Consider the following 15951-nt stretch of genomic DNA (forward strand, 5'->3'; position numbering starts at 1 on the left):
TGTGGAACCACCCGATCCCATCCCGAACTCGGAAGTGAAACGCAGCTGCGCCGATGGTAGTGTGGCTCAAGCCATGCGAGAGTAGGTCATCGCCAGGGTTTATACCCAAAACCCCGCTGCTTGCGCAGCGGGGTTTTTCTTATTAAGTGAAGGCACTGCATTTTCCGGGTCCCTTCCGCCCCAAGGGCAAGATCGCGAAGCTGGCGCTGCAAGCGCTGCTGCAACCGTCTCCCTGGTGAAATTAGCGCTGTGGAACCACCCGATCCCATCCCGAACTCGGAAGTGAAACGCAGCTGCGCCGATGGTAGTGTGGCTCAAGCCATGCGAGAGTAGGTCATCGCCAGGGTTTACACCCAAAACCCCGCTGCTCATGCAGCGGGGTTTTTCTTTGTGCGCAGAAAGTGCAGGTAGTGCCGGCCGCTGGCCGGCAATCCGATGGCGTTGCATTGCCCGGTAGATCCACGCCATGCGTAAGTGCTCCGCGAGGAGCATGGCGCCAACCAGGGTTGGCCGCTACCAATCGATTGCCGGCCAGCGGCCGGCACTACCGGCAGATCCACACCAACCGTGGATGAGCCGCCGACGGTACGCAAAAGAAAAGCGGCGCCCCGTGGGGCGCCGCTCTGCTATCAACAGTGCTCAGTCGAGCATGGCCCGACTTTACTTGGCCGGGACCTTGTCCTTCATCATCGCGTCGCGGGCTGCCTTGAACGGATTGCCTGCATACCAGTTCGGCCAACGATCGCCACCGGCCAGTTCCTTGCCCACGCCGTACATCAGCTGCAGGTCTTCGACGGTGCCGTCCAGCTTCCAGGTGGCGGCGTCGAACTCGTCCTTCGGGCCGTGGTAACGGTTGGCGCCGTAGTCCGCCGCCGCCTTGCGGCCCGCTTCCACGCCACCCTCGCGCAGGTCTTCGCCGCCATCGGCGTACAGGGCCGGCACACCCGCCTTTGCGAAGTTGAAGTGATCGGAGCGGAAGTAGAAGCCGCTCTGTACCGAGGTCTCACCGTGCAGGGTGCGGTCCTGGGCGGCGGCCAGCGGCTTGAGGATGTCCTCCAGCTCCGAGCTGCCGAAGCCGGTGACGGTCACGTCCTTGGCACGGCCGGCCACCGACATCGCATCGATGTTGATCACACCGGCGATCTTGTCCAGCGGGAAGGTCGGGTGGGCGACGTAGTACTTGGAACCCAGCAGGCCGGACTCTTCCAGGGTCACCGCCAGGAACACCACCGAACGCTCCGGCTTCGGCTCCTGGTGGGCCATGGCTTCGGCCACTTCGAGAATGCCAGCCACGCCGGTGGCGTTGTCGACCGCGCCGTTGTAGATGTTGTCGCCGGTCTCACCCTCATGCTTGCCCAGGTGGTCCCAGTGCGCCATGTACAGGACGGCCTCGTCAGCGCGCTTGCTGCCCGGCAGCACGCCGACCACGTTGCGCGACTGCTTCTGTGCGATCCGGCTCTTCAGGTCGACCGCAGCGGTGGCCTTCAGCGGCACTGGCTTGAAACCGCGCTTGCTGGCGTCCTTGTAGGCCTGGGCGAGGTCCAGGCCGGCACCGGCGAACAGCGCCTTGGCCGCGTCGGCGCTCAGCCAGCCCTGTACCGGGATGCGCGCTTCCGGGTCATCCTTGGCGGGCAGGTCGTACTGCGGGCCAGCCCAGGAATTCTTCACCACGTCCCAGCCGTAGGACGCGCCGGCGGTGTCGTGCACGATCAGCGCGGCGGCGGCGCCCTTGCGGGCGGCCTCCTCGAACTTGTAGGTCCAGCGGCCGTAGTAGGTCATGCGCTTGCCGTCGAACAGCTTCGCGTCGTCGACGTGGAAGCCCGGGTCGTTGACGAACATCACGACCGTCTTGCCCTTCCAGTCCTGACCGGCGTAGTCATTCCACTTCTGCTCCGGCGCATCGACGCCATAGCCGACGAACACCAGGTCGCTGGCATCGACCTTCACCTCGGCCTGGCCGGTACGGGTGCCGACCACCATGTCGGTGCCGAACTTCAGTTCGGTGGTCTTGCCGCCCTGGGTGATCTTCAGCACGGTCGATTCATCGGCCGTGGTCTCGGTCATCGGCACATCCTGGAACCAGCTGTCGCCGTTGCCGGGCTGCAGGCCGATGCGCTGCATCTGGTCGCGGATGTAGTTGACCGTCAGTTCTTCGCCCTTGCTGCCCGGGGCGCGGCCTTCGAACTCATCCGAAGCCAGGGTCTTGACCATCTCGGCGAAGTCGCCGGCGTTGATCTCCGGTGAGAACTGATGGGCGGCCGGCTTCGCGGCAGCGGTATCGGTGGGCGGCGTGGCAGCCGGCGTGGATTCGCCTTTGCAGGCACTGAGCGCGGCCGCGGCGGCCAGGCACAGGAGGAGTTTGCGGGGCATCGTCGATTCCTGGAGAACAAAGGGCGGTCGCATCTCATGCGCGACCGGTAAACGCGAGTATCACCGAAGCGGCAGGTGCGACGGGTTCAGTCGGCCGGCGCGGTTTCGGTATCGAACGGGATCGGCTCGGCCCCGGTGACCGGGCCGATGCGTGCGGTGCGATGCACGTACAGCACCACCTCGCGCTCGAACTGCAGCGGCCCACTGACGACCGCGTTGGGGCCGATGATCACGCGCGGCTTGCGGCTGGCGGTGAGCGAGACACTGAAGTTCGGCTTGCGCACATGCACGCCGCCGTTGACCTGCGAACCGATGCCGACGGTGATGTCACCGTTGACGGTCTCGACGTCTTTGCCGACGCGGCTCTCGACCAGGCCGATGCCGCCGTTCACGGTCTCGACGCCGCCTTCGATCTGGCTGCCGCGATCAGTGAAGATGCTGCCGTTGACGGTGCTGACGCCACCGCTGGCGATCACTTCGCGACCCAGGCGGACACCGCCGTTGACCGTTTCGATCTTGCCGGTGCGTGCGCGGTCGGCAACCTTCACCCCGCCGTTGACTGTGTCGATGCTTCCGGTCTCGACGCCTTCGCCGACGCGGATGCCGCCGTTGACGGTGTCCAGCTTGCCGTAGCGTTGGCCGGGTTCGGCGCTGATGCTGCCGTTGACCTTGCTGATGTTCTCCTGGGCGCAGACCGGCCCGGTGACCAGCAGTACGCCCAACAGCAGCGGAATGGATAGAGTTTTCATTGGAACCTCGATGGATGTGCGGCTGGCAGGCCGCGTGCGGAGATGTCACCATTCCCCGGTACCCCCCGCAACTGCCTGAAGTCACTGGAAAGCCCTTGCGCGACAACGCCTTCCCATCACGCCGACATCACATCGCCGCCGTACGCGGCGGGCGCTGGCTGCTGCTGGGGCTGGCTGTGGCGCTGGCCCTGCCCCTGCCGGGTGCTGCGCAGACCACCCGCGAGACCGAGCGCAAGCTGCAGAAGCTGCGTACCGAGCTGAAGGGCGTGGCGCAGGAGCGACGGCAGATCGAAGGGCAGCGTGGCCAAGCATCGCAACAGCTGCGCGAGGCCGACGAGAAGGTGGCACGCACCGGCCGCGCGCTTGCGCAGACCGAAGCGGCGCTGCGTGAGCAGGCCCAGGCCCTGGCCCAGGCCGAGCAGCGCCGCAGCAGCCTGCAAACCAACCTGGCCCAGCAGCACCGCGAACTGGCCGGCCTGCTGCGCGCGGCGTATCAGCTTGGCAATCACGCACCGCTGAAGCTGCTGCTGTCGCAGGACACGGTGGCCGATGCCAATCGCGCCCTGGCCTACCATCGTTACCTGCAGCGCGAACGAGCGCATCGCATCACCACGCTCACCGCCGACCTGAAGGAACTGGAAGCGCTGCAGGCGCAGATCGCCGAGCGCAAGCAGAAGCTGCAGGGGGCGCAGCAGGACCAGAAGCAGCAGGCAGCGGCGCTGGCGGCCGACCGCCGTGACCGCGCGCAGACCGTGGCCTCGCTCGACGAACGCTTCAAGGACCGGCGCGAGAAGGAACAGGCACTGGGCCAGGATGCCAAGGCGCTGGAAACGCTGCTGGCCAATCTGCGTGCCGCTGCCGCCCGGGCCGAAGCCGAGCGTCGCGCGGCGGCACGTCGAGCTGCTGCCGAAAAGGCCGCTGCCGAGCGGGCCGCACGCCAGGCGGCCGCACAGGGCCGGCCACCGCCGCCGGCAACCAAGGTTCCACCTGCGGTGGCGTCGGCACCGGCACCGAAGGTCGGCGGCCTGGGTTGGCCGTTGTCCGGCAACCTGCTGGCCCGCTATGGCGGCAAGCTGCCCGATGGCCGTACCAGCAGCGGCGTGCTGATCGGCGCGCCGGCCGGCAGCACCGTCACGGCCGTGGCCGACGGCACCGTGGTGTTCTCCGACTGGATGACCGGCTACGGCATGATCCTGATCGTCGACCACGGCAATGGCTACATGAGCCTGTATGCCCACAACGACACCCTGCTGAAGGATGCCGGCGCAAGGGTCAGCCGCGGTGATGCGGTGGCCAAGGTCGGCAATTCCGGTGGTCAGGGCGTCACCGCGCTGTACTTTGAGCTGCGCCGTGGCGGGCAGCCGGTCAACCCGGACAGCTGGCTGCAGCGGCGCTGAATCCAGGCCTGCCGGATGCGGGTTGGATTCAACGGGAATTTAGCTGTGCTTCGCGCATAATCGGTGCATGTGCCTTGGGCACGATGCCAACGTCGACAGGAGTGATCCATGCGCGCAGCCCGTACCGCCACCCTCTTGCTGGCCCTGTTGCCAGCGCTGTCCTGGGCGCAGCAGACCGCGCCCGCCCCGAGCCAGGAAACCAGCGGGCAGGCAGCGAACAGCGAGGAGGCGGTGACCTCGAAGGTGCCGCTGGAGGACATCCGCCGCTTCGTGGCCGTGTACAACGCGGTGCGCGCCGCATATGTCGATCCGGTCGATGACAAGAAGCTGATGCAGTCGGCCGTGCGTGGCCTGCTGCTCGACCTCGATCCGCACAGCACCTACTTCAACAAGGAAGACGCGCAGGCCTTCGACGAGCAGGCCAATGGTGCCTACGAGGGCATCGGCGTGGAGCTGCAGCAGCAGCCGGACAACGCCAGCATGAAGGTGATCGCGCCGATCGACGACACCCCGGCGGCCAAGGCCGGCATCCTCGCTGGTGACCTGATCATCGCCATCGACGGCAAGCCGATCAGTGCGATCGATGCCAGCGAGCCGCTGCGCGGCCCGGCCGGCAGCAAGGTGGTGCTGACCATCGTGCGCGAAGGCAAGCCCAAGCCGTTCGACGTGAGCCTCACCCGCCAGACCATCCGCGTGACCAGCGTGCGCAGCCGCCTGCTGGAACCCGGCTATGGCTACATCCGCCTGAGCACCTTCCAGGCCGATACCGGTTCGGACTTCCAGAAGCACGTGCAGCAGCTGCAGAAGCAGTCCGGTGGCCAGCTCAAGGGCCTGGTGCTGGACCTGCGCAGCAACCCGGGTGGCCTGCTGACCGCTGCCGTGCAGGTGGCCGATGATCTGCTCGACAAGGGCAACATCGTCAGCACCCGTGGCCGCATCAGCATCAGCGATGCACGATTCGACGCGACCCCGGGCGACCTGCTGAAGGGCGCACCGGTGGTCGTGCTGGCCGATGCCGGTTCGGCCAGTGCATCGGAAGTCCTGGCCGGCGCGCTGCGCGACAACAAGCGGGCGCGCGTGGTCGGCAGCCGTACCTTCGGCAAGGGCTCGGTGCAGACCGTTCTGCCGCTGGACAACGGTGATTCGGTGAAGCTGACCACCGCGCGCTATTACACGCCCAGCGGCAAGTCGATCCAGGCCACCGGCATCGTGCCGGACGTCGAACTGAAGCCCGCCGCCACGCCGGCCGAGGAGGCACTGCCAGCCAGCCTGAGCGACTACAGCGAAGCGACCCTGCCGGGCCATCTGCGCGGCGATGACGAAGGCACGGAGGGCTACCACGCCGGTGCGGTGCTGCCGGGCGATGGCCCGATCAACGACGCGCTGGCCGAGCTGAAGAACCCAGGCTCGGTGGCCGCACGGTTGAAGGCCGAGGCCGCCAAGGCGGATGCGGCCAAGGCCGCGAAGGCCGCTGCGGCGAAGCCGGAAGCAAAGACGGATCCGAAGGTCGAATCGAAGGCAGGGGGCAAGCCCGAAGCAAAGCCCGCACCGGCCCCGGCCAAGCCCTGACGGTAGCGCCGGACTGTGCCCGGCGAACAGCCTGCTCATCCGGAAGGCGACGCGGCCGGGGCGTCGCCCGATAGAATCGGCCCATGGACGATTCGAACCTAGCGACTACGATCAGCCAACTGCTTGGTCGTGATCCGCTGCCACCTAACCGGGCCGCCGCCCTGTTGGAATCCCTGGCCTGCCGCCATGGAATCGATCCGCGCTTTGTCTATTGGTGGGCAAGCAAGGCGTCGGCTGATCAGACGATCCAATACGACAGTAGCGATGAAGGCCTTTCCTGCCTGGCTGAACTGCTGGCGGGAGTGAACGGTGAAATGCTTCTGGTAGCGTCAGATGAGTGCGCATTGCCGTGGCCGATCTGGACTCTACAGGCAAGTGAACTGATTCCGTTGCTTGGCGAGTTGCCGTTCTTCGAGTATTTCGTGGTGCTGGATGGCGGCTCTGCGCTGCTGTTCGACACCCACCACAACACCCTGGTGATCAGTCGCGAGTGACCCTTTCGGTGTCATCGCGGACGGAATAGACCCATATCAATGACGGAGTCGGGCACGCTCGACGCAACGAACGAGCGGGTGAGCGTGGAGCCGGCCAGCGGCCGGCACTACCAGGGGTCAGAATCCGTGCCGCTTGCGCAGGCGGCGCGCGATCGCGGCGCGCACGTACACGCCATACACCACGCCGAACACGAAGCCGCCGATGTGCGCCCACCAGGCCACCATGCCGAAGCTGGGGCCGATATGGGCGAACACCACCTGCAGCGCGGCCCAGACGCCGATCAGCAGGTAGGCCGGGGCGCGCACGAACTCCAGGAACAGGCCCAGCGGGATCACCACGCCCAGCCGGGCACCGGGGAACAGGGCCAGATAGGCGCCGATCAGCGCCGACACCGCGCCGCTGGCGCCGATGATGATCTGGTCCGGGCTGCCCATGGTGTAGATCGCCACCAGGTTGGACACCGCGCCGCCCACGAGGAACAGCAGCAGCAACCGCCAGGGTCCCAGCACCCGCTCGGCGGGGAGGCCGAAGATCAGCAGGAACACCAGGTTGCCCAGCAGGTGCGACCAGTCGGCGTGCAGGAACAGCGCAGTGAACAGGCGCAGCACGCTGCCGTCCTGCAGGGTCGCCCACCAGTCCAGCGGACGGGTCAGGCCGGTGGACAGGGCGCCCCAGTCCAGCCAGAGACTGCCGCGGGCATCGTCCGGGCGCGAGATCGACCACAGGAATGCCAGCCACAATGACGCGAACAGCACGGGCGTGGCCCAGCGCAGGGCCGCCTTCTTGCGCGACGGGAGGGAGACGAACATGCCAATAGCCTAGCGTGCGGCCACGTTCGGTGGGGACGGTCCTGTTCAGCTTTTGAGACGAAAAAACCGCCTGCGCTGTTATTGTTTCATTAACAGCTCTGGGTAATACTCGCATACGGCGTCGTATGTCGGGAGGGGAATCCGGCGCGCTCCGATGGGTCCCAGGACCCGGCGGGCGCAGGCGCACTCAGAGCACCATCACCGCTTACCGGAGAGAGAACTACGATGCAAACCGCTTCCACCATTGCCCGACTGACCCTGCTGGCCGTCGGCGTTGCCGGTGCGCTGGCCGCCGCCGATGCCAATGCTGCCGCCTTCCAGCTGAAGGAAAACAGCGCCAAGGGCCTGGGCCGCGCGTTCGCCGGCTCCACCTCGACCGAAGGTGACGCCTCGGTCATCGCTACCAACCCGGCGTCCATGCGCCTGCTCGACGGCACCCTGGTCCAGGGCGACGTCAGCGCCATCAGCTTCGGCGCCAAGTTCCGCGGCCAGGGCAAGTACGCCAACGGCGCGCCGATTTCCGGTGGCAACGGCGGCGACGCCGGCATGATCGCCCCGGTTCCGGCCGCGTACTTCCACGTGCCGTTCGGCGAGAACGACAACATGCACTTCGGTGCTTCGCTGACCGTGCCGTTCGGCTTCAAGACCGAATACGACCGCGACTGGGTCGGCCGCTACAACGGCGTCAAGACCGAGCTGCAGGCCATCGACCTGGGCGTGGCGTTCTCCTATGACGTCAACCCGTACCTGTCGTTCGGTGCGTCGGTGTTCGCCGAGCGCCTGAACGTCGACCTGACCAGTGCTGTCGACACCGGCACCGCGATCAACGCCACTGCCCAGCGCACCGCTGCGGCGCGTGTGTTGGCTGCCGGCGGCACCGCAGCCCAGGCTGCGGCGGCCTCGCAGGCCGCTGCACGCCAGGCCGCCCAGCTCGGCTTCTCGCCGGGCACCGCCGATGGCTACCTGCGCATCAAGGGCGATGAAGTGTCGGTCGGCTACACCCTGGGCATGACGGTCACCCCGGTGGAAGGCACCAACATCGCGTTCAGCTACCGCTCGAAGGTCGAGCACAAGATCACCGACGGCAAGGCCGATTTCACCATCCCGCAGAATGCGGCGGCCTTCCTGGCCACTGCTGCCCCGGGTACCTTCATCGACAGCAACGGTCGCGCGACCATCACCCTGCCGGCCAGCGCCACCGTGGGCTTCACCCACCGTGTGAACGACCAGTGGCAGATCATGGCTGAAGTCACGCGCACCGCGTGGAGCAAGTTCGACCAGGTCGTCGTCGATTACGACTCCAACCAGCCGGACAGCGTGCTGCCGTTCCACTACCGTGACACCACCTTCGCGTCGATCGGTACCGATTTCCGCGTGAACGACAAGCTGACCCTGCGCGGCGGCCTGGCCTATGACCAGACCCCGACCACCGATGCCCACCGCGACGTGCGCGTGCCGGACACCACCCGCAAGTGGCTGTCGCTGGGCATGACCTACGCCGCTTCGGACAAGATGGAATACAGCGTGGGCTACACCCACCTGTTCACCAAGGATCCGAACATCACCTCGACCTCGGCCACCGGCAACACCGTGACCGGCAAGTACAAGGTCAGCGGCGACGTGCTGGCGGCGTCGATGCAGTACAAGTTCTGATTCGGGCGATTGCCTGGAGCAGTACGAAGGAGGCCCCGCGCAAGCGGGGCCTTTCTTTTTGTGGGGACGGGCCGGGGCGTCCACGCAGCGCACGGATCCACGACAATAGCGACATGAACCTGTCCGATCCGAACTTCCAGCTGGAGCTGGCTGCCAACATCGCCGTCGCCGGCTCGATCCTGCTGGCCGGCCGCAACAACGTGCACACCTGGTGGCTGGGCATCGTCGGCTGCGCCTTGTTTGCTGCCGTGTTCGAACGATCGCATCTGTATGCGGACATGGTGCTGCAGTTCTTCTTCATCGCCATCAGCGTGCTGGGCTGGTGGCAGTGGCTGTGTGGTGACCATGGCGCGCCGTTGCCGATCACTTCATTGCGGCCGCGCGCCTGGGCCTGGCTGGCGCCGCTGGCGGTAGTGGCCACGTTCGGCTACGGCTGGATGCTGACCCGCCTGACCAATGCCTATGCGCCGTACATCGATTCGGCGGTGCTGGTGTTGAGTGTGATCGCGCAGATCCTGATGATGCGACGCAAGCTGGAATCGTGGTGGGTATGGCTGCTGGTGAACACCGTTGCGGTGCCGCTCTACTACAGCCGTGGCCTGCACCTGACCTCGATCCTGTATGTGGGCTTCTGGATCAACGCGCTGGTCGCCTTGCGCCATTGGCGGCACCTGATGCGGGACGAGGCCAGGGCGGCCGATGCCGCTGCCTGAGCCCGTTGCACGCGGCCTGGTGGTGGGCAAGTTCTGCCCGCTGCATCGCGGCCATGAACGACTGATCGACTTCGCCGCCACGCGCTGCCAGCAGCTGCTGGTGATCGGCTGGTCGCAGCCGGGCTTTGCCGGCTACAGCGCTGCGCGCCGCGAGCGCTGGCTGCGTGCGCGTTTCCCGCAGGCCACGGTAGCGGTGCTTGACGACGCGCGACTGGCCGCATTGTGCACGCAGCATGGCTTGCCGGTGCGAGCGCTGCCGCAGGACAGTGATGACGAACAGGTGCAACGTGACTTTACCGCCTGGCTGTGCCTGAACCTGTTCGGTGGGCCGGTGCAGGCGGTGTACACCGGTGAGGACTACGGTGACGGCTTCGCGCAGGCGCTGGCCACGCACTTCGGTGCGCCGGTACGCCATGAGCGGCTCGAACGCGCATTGGACGTCGGGCAGGCCTGCGGCACCGAGCTGCGCAGCGATCCGCATGCGCATCGCCATGGGCTCGCACCGCAGGTGTATGCCGACCATGTACAGCGCGTGGCCTTCATCGGTGGCGAGTCCAGCGGCAAGACCACGCTGGCCCGCGTGCTGGCCGAGCGTCTGCAGACTGTCTGGGTGCCGGAGTATGGCCGCACGCTGTGGGAGCAGCGAGGCGGAGAGCTGACGCCGGGCGATCTGCTGCGCATCGCAATGACACAGCCACAGCACGAAGACGAAGCTGTGCGGCGTGCGCATCGCTGGCTGTTCTGCGATACCACGCCGCTGGTGACGCTGGGCTACAGCGGCTGGATGTTTGGCACGGCGCCGCAGCCGCTGCGGCAAGCGGCACGACGACGCTACGACCTGCTGTTCCTGTGCGCGCCGGATATTCCGTTTGACCAGGATGGCACGCGCGTGGGCGAAGCTTTCCGGACGCAGCAGCATGCGTGGTACCTGGAGCAGCTGCAGGCAGAGGGTGTCGAGCATGTGCTGCTGGAAGGCGATCTGGAGACGCGCATCGCACGCGTGCAGGGCGAGCTGGCGAAGCGGGCGGACAATCGGTTCAGTGTCGCCTTGCCTCTGTAGAGCCGAGCCCACGCTCGGCTGCGCCAGAAAAGCCGAGCGTGGGCTCGGCTCTACAGCCAGGAAAGCCGAGCGTGGGCCCGCCTCTACAGGAAGCAAAGCACAAAAAACCCCGCGTTCGCGGGGTTTTTTGTTTACTGCATCAAGCAGGCGATCAGTCGCCCAGGGTCAGCAGCGAGGCGTTGCCGCCTGCGGCTGTGGTGTTCACCGTCACCGTCTTTTCGGTAGCGAAGCGCAGCAGGTAGTGCGGGCCGCCGGCCTTCGGGCCGGTGCCGGACAGGCCCTGGCCGCCGAACGGCTGCACGCCGACCACCGCGCCGATCTGGTTGCGGTTGACGTAGACGTTGCCGACGTGGACGCCGTTGCTGATGCGATCAACGGTCTCGTCGATGCGCGAATGCACGCCCAGGGTCAGGCCGTAGCCGGTGGCATTGATCTGGTCGATCACCGCGTCGAGCTGGTCGCCCTTCCAGCGGATCACGTGCAGGACCGGCCCGAAGATTTCCTTGTACAGCTGGCCCAGGTCCTTCAGTTCATACGCGCGCGGTGCGAAGAAGGTGCCATTGGCCGCTTCGGCGGACAGCTCGGCGGCCGCGATCAGGCGCGCTTCGCGGTCCATGCGCTCGGCGTGGTCCTGCAGGATCTTCAGCGCGTCGGCGTCGATCACCGGGCCGACGTCGGTGGACAGCAGGCCCGGGTTGCCGACCTTCAGTTCCTTCATCGCGCCGGCCAGCATGGTCATCACCTTGTCGGCGATGTCGTCCTGCACGAACAGCACGCGCGCGGCCGAGCAACGCTGGCCGGCGGAGGTGAAGGCCGAACCGATCGCGTCCTTGACCAGCTGTTCCGGCAGCGCCGAGGAGTCGGCGATGAAGGCATTCTGGCCGCCGGTCTCGGCGATCAGCACACCGATGGCGGCGTCACGCGCGGCCATGGCGCGGTTGATCGCACGTGCGGTGTCGGTGGAGCCGGTGAAGGCCACGCCGGCCACGCGCGGGTCGGCGGTCAGTGCGGCACCGACGGTGGCGCCGTCGCCCGGCAGGTACTGCACCACCTCGGCCGGCACGCCAGCTTCGTGCAGCAGCTTCACCGCGTAGTAGCCGATCAGGTTGGTCTGTTCGGCCGGCTTGGCGATGACGCTGTTGCCGGCGGCCAGTGCAGCGGCGACCTGGCCCAGGAAGATCGCCAGCGGGAAGTTCCACGGGCTGATGCAGACGAACACGCCGCGGCCGTGCAGCTGCAGCTCGTTGGACTCACCGGTCGGGCTGGGCAGCTTCTCGGCGTGGCTGAACTGCTCGCGCGCCTGCTTGGCGTAGTAGCGCAGGAAGTCCACGGCTTCGCGCACTTCGGCGATGCTGTCGGGCAGGCTCTTGCCGGCTTCCTTCACGCACAGCGCCATGAACTCCGGCATGCGCGCTTCCAGCTGGTCGGCGGCGTGCTCGAGGATGGCGGCGCGGCTGGCGGCCGGGGTGCGGTTCCAGGCCGGCTGCGCGGCTACGGCATTCGCCAGCGCCTTCTGCACGGTGGCGGCATCGGCGGCCAGCCACTGGCCGACCACTTCGCGGGTGTCGGCCGGGTTGGTCACCGGCAGCGAGGCGCCGGCCGGGTTCGCACCCGGCACCAGCGGGGCGGCCTGCCACGGCTTCACGGCCGCGTTGAGCTGCTCGGCGAGGGCGCGCAGTTCGTTGTCGTTGGCGAGGTTGGCGCCCATGGAGTTCTTCCTGTCGTGGTTCTGGCTGCGCAGCAGGTCTACCGGCAGCGGGATCTTGGGATGCGGAATCGAAGCGAACGAGGCGACCATCTCGACCGGATCGCGGATCAGGTCGGCGATCGGCACGCGCTCATCGGTGATGCGGTTGACGAAGCTGGAGTTGGCGCCGTTTTCCAGCAGGCGGCGCACCAGGTACGGCAGCAGGTCTTCATGCGAACCGACCGGGGCGTACACGCGGCAGGGCAGGCCCAGGCGATCGGCCGGCACCACTTCGGCGTACAGGTCATCACCCATGCCGTGCAGCTTCTGGTGCTCGTACACGCCACCGTTGGCGATGCTGCGCACCGCAGCGATGGTGTGCGCGTTGTGCGTGGCGAACATCGGGTAGATCGCGTCGACATGGGTGAACAGGCGCTTGGCGCATGCCAGGTAGGACACGTCGGTGTTCTGCTTGCGGGTGAACACCGGGTAGCCCGGATAGCCTTCGATCTGCGCGCGCTTGATCTCGGCATCCCAATAGGCGCCCTTGACCAGGCGCACCTGCAGGCGGCGACCGGCGCGGCGCGCCATGTCGGCCAGGTGGTCGATCGTGTACGGCGTGCGCTTCTGGTAGGCCTGCACGACCACGCCGAAGCCGTCCCAGCCGGCCAGCGAGGCGTCGGAGAACACCTGCTCGATGATGTCCAGCGACAGTTCCAGGCGGTCGGACTCTTCGGCGTCGACGGTGCAGCCGATGCCGTAGCTCTTGGCCAGCTGCGCCAGCTCCAGCACGCCCGGCACCAGGTCCTTCAGCACGCGCTCGCGCTTGGCGTGCTCGTAGCGCGGGTACAGCGCCGACAGCTTGATCGAGATGCCCGGTGCGTTGTTGACGTCGCCATCCGGGCGGCCGCCGCGGGCCTTGTGATCACCGCCAATGGCGTGGATCGCGCGACGGTAGTCTTCCAGGTAGCGCAGCGCGTCCTTCATGGTCAGCGCGCCTTCGCCCAGCATGTCGAAGGAGTAGCGGTAGTTCGCGTTGTCGCCCTTGTGCGAGCGCGACAGCGCCTCGCTGATGGTGCGGCCCATGACGAACTGGTGGCCCATGATCTTCATCGCCTGGCGCACGGCCAGGCGCACCACCGGCTCACCGACGCGGCCGACCAGGCGCTTGAACGCGCTGGGCGCATCGGCGCGGGTGGCGTCATTCATCTGTACCAGCTTGCCGGTCAGCATCAGGCCCCAGGTGGAGGCGTTGACCAGCACCGAGTCGCTGCCGCCCAGGTGCTTTTCCCAGTCGGCATCGGCCAGCTTGTCGCGGATCAGCTTGTCGGCGGTGTCCTGGTCCGGAATGCGCAGCAGCGCTTCGGCCACGCACATCAGCAGCACGCCTTCTTCGCTGCCCAGGTCGTACTGGCGCATGAAGGCTTCGATCGCGCCCTGGTCCTTGGCACGCACGCGCACGCGGCCGACCAGGTCGGCGGCCAGCGCCTGCACCCTGGCCTGCTCGTCGGCCGGCAGCCGGGCCTGCGCCAGCAGCTCGCGGACGTGGCTGGCCTCGTCCTTCAACCAGGCATCGGTGATGGCCTGGCGGAACGGGTTGGGGGGCGCCGGCAGTTCCGGCGACAGCAGCACGCCGGGACGCTGGGCGTCGCTGGCGGCAGGGGAGGAGGAAGGTGCGTTCATGCCGGTCCGGCCAATGGAAAACTTGGCGATTTTAATCATTTTTGCGGGTTGCGGAAGTGCCCCACAGCCACCTTCGTGAAGGGCTGATAGCCCCTAACGGTGGTGTATTCAGCGTGTTCAGCAAGCCCGGCAATATTTGTGCTGAATTCGGCATTCGCGCCGCCGACCCCATGCTGTGTTGCAGCATGGGAAAAAGTGTGAATGCACCCTTGCTACCGGCGAGAGGGCGGGGCTACCATCGAGACGTTTCCCGCGGCAGGAACGCGGTTGCGACATGATCGAGGTGCTTCCAGCTCCGGATGGGTCAGGTACGCAGCTGCGGCTGCGTCCCCCACGGGCGCTCGATGCCCGGCAGTTCGTCCTGTTGTTCACCGTGTTGTCGGGTGCGATGTGGCTGGTGTCCGCCCTCGGGTGGTTGGCCGGCAATGCATTCGCCCCCCTGTTCGCGCTGCTGTACAGCCTGGTGCTGGCGGCGGCACTGCGTGCCTTGTGGCGCAGCGGTGAACGGCAGGAGGAGATCCGGGTAGTGCCGGCGTACGTGGAGGTCATCCCCGTACCCGGTGGATCGCCGGTGTTCCGGGCCCACCCCCACTGGGTGCGCCTGCTCACCGGCGATGAGAGGGTCCGGCTGGCATCCAGCGGCCGGCAGGTGGAGGTGGGGAGTTTCCTCGCGCCGGCCGAACGTCAGACGCTCGCAGAGACACTTGAAAGCTTGCTCGCCGCCAGCGATGGCGGCAACCGACGACGCTAAGGGTCTAGGCAATGAAGCAAAGCAGCAGGTGGGGCACGAAGTGCGTTGCAGCGGTCACCGCCATGGTGGCCGGGGGACTGATGCCGGCGTTGGCCTGGGCCCAGGCGGCCGATCCCAAGCCGTGGCAGCTGAACATGGGCAAGGGGGTGACCCAGACCTCGCGCCTGGCCTGGGAATCGAACAATCTCTCGTTGATCATCTGCACGGTGATCGGCGTCATCGTGTTCGGCGCGATGGCCTACGCCATCTTCAAGTTCCGCAAATCCAAGGGGGCAGTCGCCGCCACCTTCAGCCACAACACCAAGGCCGAGATCATCTGGACGGTGATCCCGGTGATCATCCTGATCGTGATGGCGTGGCCGGCCACGGCCAACCTGATCAAGATGTACGACACCCGCGATGCCGAGATGACGGTCAAGGTCACCGGCTACCAGTGGATGTGGAAGTACGAATACCTCGGCGAGAACGTCACCTTCACCAGCCGCCTGGACCGCGAGTCCGACCGCGTGCGGCAAAGTGGCATCGTGCCGACCCGTGAAAGCCATCCGCACTACCTGCTGGATGTCGACAACCGGCTGGTGCTGCCGGTCGACACCAAGGTGCGCTTCGTCATCACCTCCGACGACGTGATCCACGCCTGGTGGGTGCCGGCGCTGGGCTGGAAGCAGGATGCCATTCCCGGCTTCATCAACGAAGCCTGGACCAGCATCGAGCAGCCTGGCGTGTACCGCGGCCAGTGCGCCGAGCTGTGCGGAAAGGACCACGGCTTCATGCCGATCGTGGTCGAGGCGGTGTCCAAGGAGGAATTCAAACAGTGGCTGGCGCAGCGCAAGCCGGCGCCGGCTGCCGCGCCGGCCACGCCTGCGGCACCTGCCGAACCGGCTGCACCGGCGGGCGAGGCGCCGGCTGCGCCTGCTGCTGCAGAAGCGGCCAGCGCACCTGCCACTGCAGCCAGCGGCGCGTGATGTAAAGCCCGCGGCCGCCCGCGGCCGTGGTGACAACCGATTCTGAGAGG

Annotated in this window: 12 protein-coding genes and 2 rRNA genes; 10 read left to right on the forward strand and 4 right to left on the reverse strand. The window is 66.8% G+C overall.

Translation table 11 applies throughout. The features are described 5' to 3' along the window. A 5S ribosomal RNA gene (gene rrf, locus AC5P7A_RS05995) occupies nucleotides 1–98 on the forward strand; the annotation flags it as partial. Between the two features lie 133 nt (nucleotides 99–231). After that, nucleotides 232–346 (forward strand): 5S ribosomal RNA (gene rrf, locus AC5P7A_RS06000). A gap of 314 nt (nucleotides 347–660) precedes the next feature. On the opposite strand, the gene AC5P7A_RS06005 is transcribed toward rrf (AC5P7A_RS06000), so the two are convergent. Continuing rightward, on the reverse strand, nucleotides 661–2370 hold the full coding sequence (locus AC5P7A_RS06005; RefSeq protein WP_180835692.1) for a M28 family metallopeptidase: 1710 nt from the start codon (nucleotides 2368–2370) through the stop codon (nucleotides 661–663). A gap of 86 nt (nucleotides 2371–2456) precedes the next feature. Further along, on the reverse strand, nucleotides 2457–3119 hold the full coding sequence (locus tag AC5P7A_RS06010; protein ID WP_014645682.1) for a DUF4097 family beta strand repeat-containing protein: 663 nt from the start codon (nucleotides 3117–3119) through the stop codon (nucleotides 2457–2459). Nucleotides 3120–3214: 95 nt separating this feature from the next. On the opposite strand from AC5P7A_RS06010, the gene AC5P7A_RS06015 reads away from it, so the two are divergent. The 3 genes from AC5P7A_RS06015 to AC5P7A_RS06025 all read left to right on the forward strand — a co-directional run bounded on the left by AC5P7A_RS06015 (nucleotide 3215) and on the right by AC5P7A_RS06025 (nucleotide 6579). Next, nucleotides 3215–4516 (forward strand): murein hydrolase activator EnvC family protein, encoded by a 1302-nt coding sequence (locus AC5P7A_RS06015; RefSeq protein WP_495219948.1) that lies wholly within the window; start codon nucleotides 3215–3217, stop codon nucleotides 4514–4516. 108 nt (nucleotides 4517–4624) lie between these two features. Continuing rightward, nucleotides 4625–6085 carry a S41 family peptidase gene (locus AC5P7A_RS06020; protein WP_495219949.1) on the forward strand — a complete coding sequence of 487 codons (1461 nt, stop codon included), beginning with the start codon at nucleotides 4625–4627 and terminating at the stop codon, nucleotides 6083–6085. An 83-nt stretch (nucleotides 6086–6168) separates the two neighbouring features. Further along, the gene (locus tag AC5P7A_RS06025; RefSeq protein ID WP_164077706.1) at nucleotides 6169–6579 is read left to right on the forward strand and encodes a hypothetical protein; all 411 of its coding nucleotides are present in this window, start codon (nucleotides 6169–6171) and stop codon (nucleotides 6577–6579) included. Between the two features lie 117 nt (nucleotides 6580–6696). Here AC5P7A_RS06025 and AC5P7A_RS06030 read toward each other — a convergent pair whose 3' ends face one another. Beyond that, nucleotides 6697–7389 (reverse strand): rhomboid family intramembrane serine protease, encoded by a 693-nt coding sequence (locus tag AC5P7A_RS06030; RefSeq protein ID WP_005414994.1) that lies wholly within the window; start codon nucleotides 7387–7389, stop codon nucleotides 6697–6699. 225 nt (nucleotides 7390–7614) lie between these two features. Between AC5P7A_RS06030 and AC5P7A_RS06035 the strand changes: the two genes are divergently transcribed. From AC5P7A_RS06035 to AC5P7A_RS06045, 3 genes are all read left to right on the forward strand, one after another. After that, nucleotides 7615–9042, forward strand: coding sequence for an outer membrane protein transport protein (locus AC5P7A_RS06035; RefSeq protein ID WP_049419231.1), 1428 nt, complete (start codon nucleotides 7615–7617; stop codon nucleotides 9040–9042). Between the two features lie 113 nt (nucleotides 9043–9155). Further along, nucleotides 9156–9755, forward strand: a complete 600-nt coding sequence (gene pnuC / locus AC5P7A_RS06040; RefSeq protein WP_495219950.1) for a nicotinamide riboside transporter PnuC — start codon at nucleotides 9156–9158, stop codon at nucleotides 9753–9755. Further along, nucleotides 9742–10815 (forward strand): AAA family ATPase, encoded by a 1074-nt coding sequence (locus AC5P7A_RS06045; RefSeq protein ID WP_495219951.1) that lies wholly within the window; start codon nucleotides 9742–9744, stop codon nucleotides 10813–10815. Before pnuC ends, AC5P7A_RS06045 begins: the two co-directional genes overlap by 14 nt. A 151-nt stretch (nucleotides 10816–10966) precedes the next feature. On the opposite strand, the gene putA is transcribed toward AC5P7A_RS06045, so the two are convergent. Continuing rightward, a complete protein-coding gene (gene putA / locus AC5P7A_RS06050) occupies nucleotides 10967–14185 on the reverse strand; it encodes a bifunctional proline dehydrogenase/L-glutamate gamma-semialdehyde dehydrogenase PutA (RefSeq protein WP_495219952.1) in 3219 nt (1072 codons plus the stop codon). Between the two features lie 274 nt (nucleotides 14186–14459). On the opposite strand from putA, the gene AC5P7A_RS06055 reads away from it, so the two are divergent. Next, nucleotides 14460–14936, forward strand: coding sequence for a DUF2244 domain-containing protein (locus tag AC5P7A_RS06055; protein WP_014645689.1), 477 nt, complete (start codon nucleotides 14460–14462; stop codon nucleotides 14934–14936). An 11-nt stretch (nucleotides 14937–14947) separates the two neighbouring features. Continuing rightward, entirely contained in the window at nucleotides 14948–15901 is a 954-nt protein-coding gene (gene coxB, locus AC5P7A_RS06060; RefSeq protein WP_041863004.1) for a cytochrome c oxidase subunit II, read from the forward strand. Nucleotides 15902–15951: the final 50 nt, after the last annotated feature.

The organism is Stenotrophomonas sp. YJH_SMC_65 (genome assembly GCF_059369475.1).

Bases quoted from the DNA above. Each gene is read 5' to 3' on its own strand.
- AC5P7A_RS06035 (WP_049419231.1), top strand. From the start codon at position 7,615: ATGCAAACCGCTTCCACCATTGCCCGACTGACCCTGCTGGCCGTCGGC.
- AC5P7A_RS06020 (WP_495219949.1), top strand. From the start codon at position 4,625: ATGCGCGCAGCCCGTACCGCCACCCTCTTGCTGGCCCTGTTGCCAGCG.
- pnuC (WP_495219950.1), top strand. From the start codon at position 9,156: ATGAACCTGTCCGATCCGAACTTCCAGCTGGAGCTGGCTGCCAACATC.
- AC5P7A_RS06030 (WP_005414994.1), bottom strand. From the start codon at position 7,389: ATGTTCGTCTCCCTCCCGTCGCGCAAGAAGGCGGCCCTGCGCTGGGCC.
- AC5P7A_RS06005 (WP_180835692.1), bottom strand. From the start codon at position 2,370: ATGCCCCGCAAACTCCTCCTGTGCCTGGCCGCCGCGGCCGCGCTCAGT.
- coxB (WP_041863004.1), top strand. From the start codon at position 14,948: ATGAAGCAAAGCAGCAGGTGGGGCACGAAGTGCGTTGCAGCGGTCACC.
- AC5P7A_RS06055 (WP_014645689.1), top strand. From the start codon at position 14,460: ATGATCGAGGTGCTTCCAGCTCCGGATGGGTCAGGTACGCAGCTGCGG.
- AC5P7A_RS06025 (WP_164077706.1), top strand. From the start codon at position 6,169: ATGGACGATTCGAACCTAGCGACTACGATCAGCCAACTGCTTGGTCGT.
- AC5P7A_RS06010 (WP_014645682.1), bottom strand. From the start codon at position 3,119: ATGAAAACTCTATCCATTCCGCTGCTGTTGGGCGTACTGCTGGTCACC.
- putA (WP_495219952.1), bottom strand. From the start codon at position 14,185: ATGAACGCACCTTCCTCCTCCCCTGCCGCCAGCGACGCCCAGCGTCCC.
- AC5P7A_RS06045 (WP_495219951.1), top strand. From the start codon at position 9,742: ATGCCGCTGCCTGAGCCCGTTGCACGCGGCCTGGTGGTGGGCAAGTTC.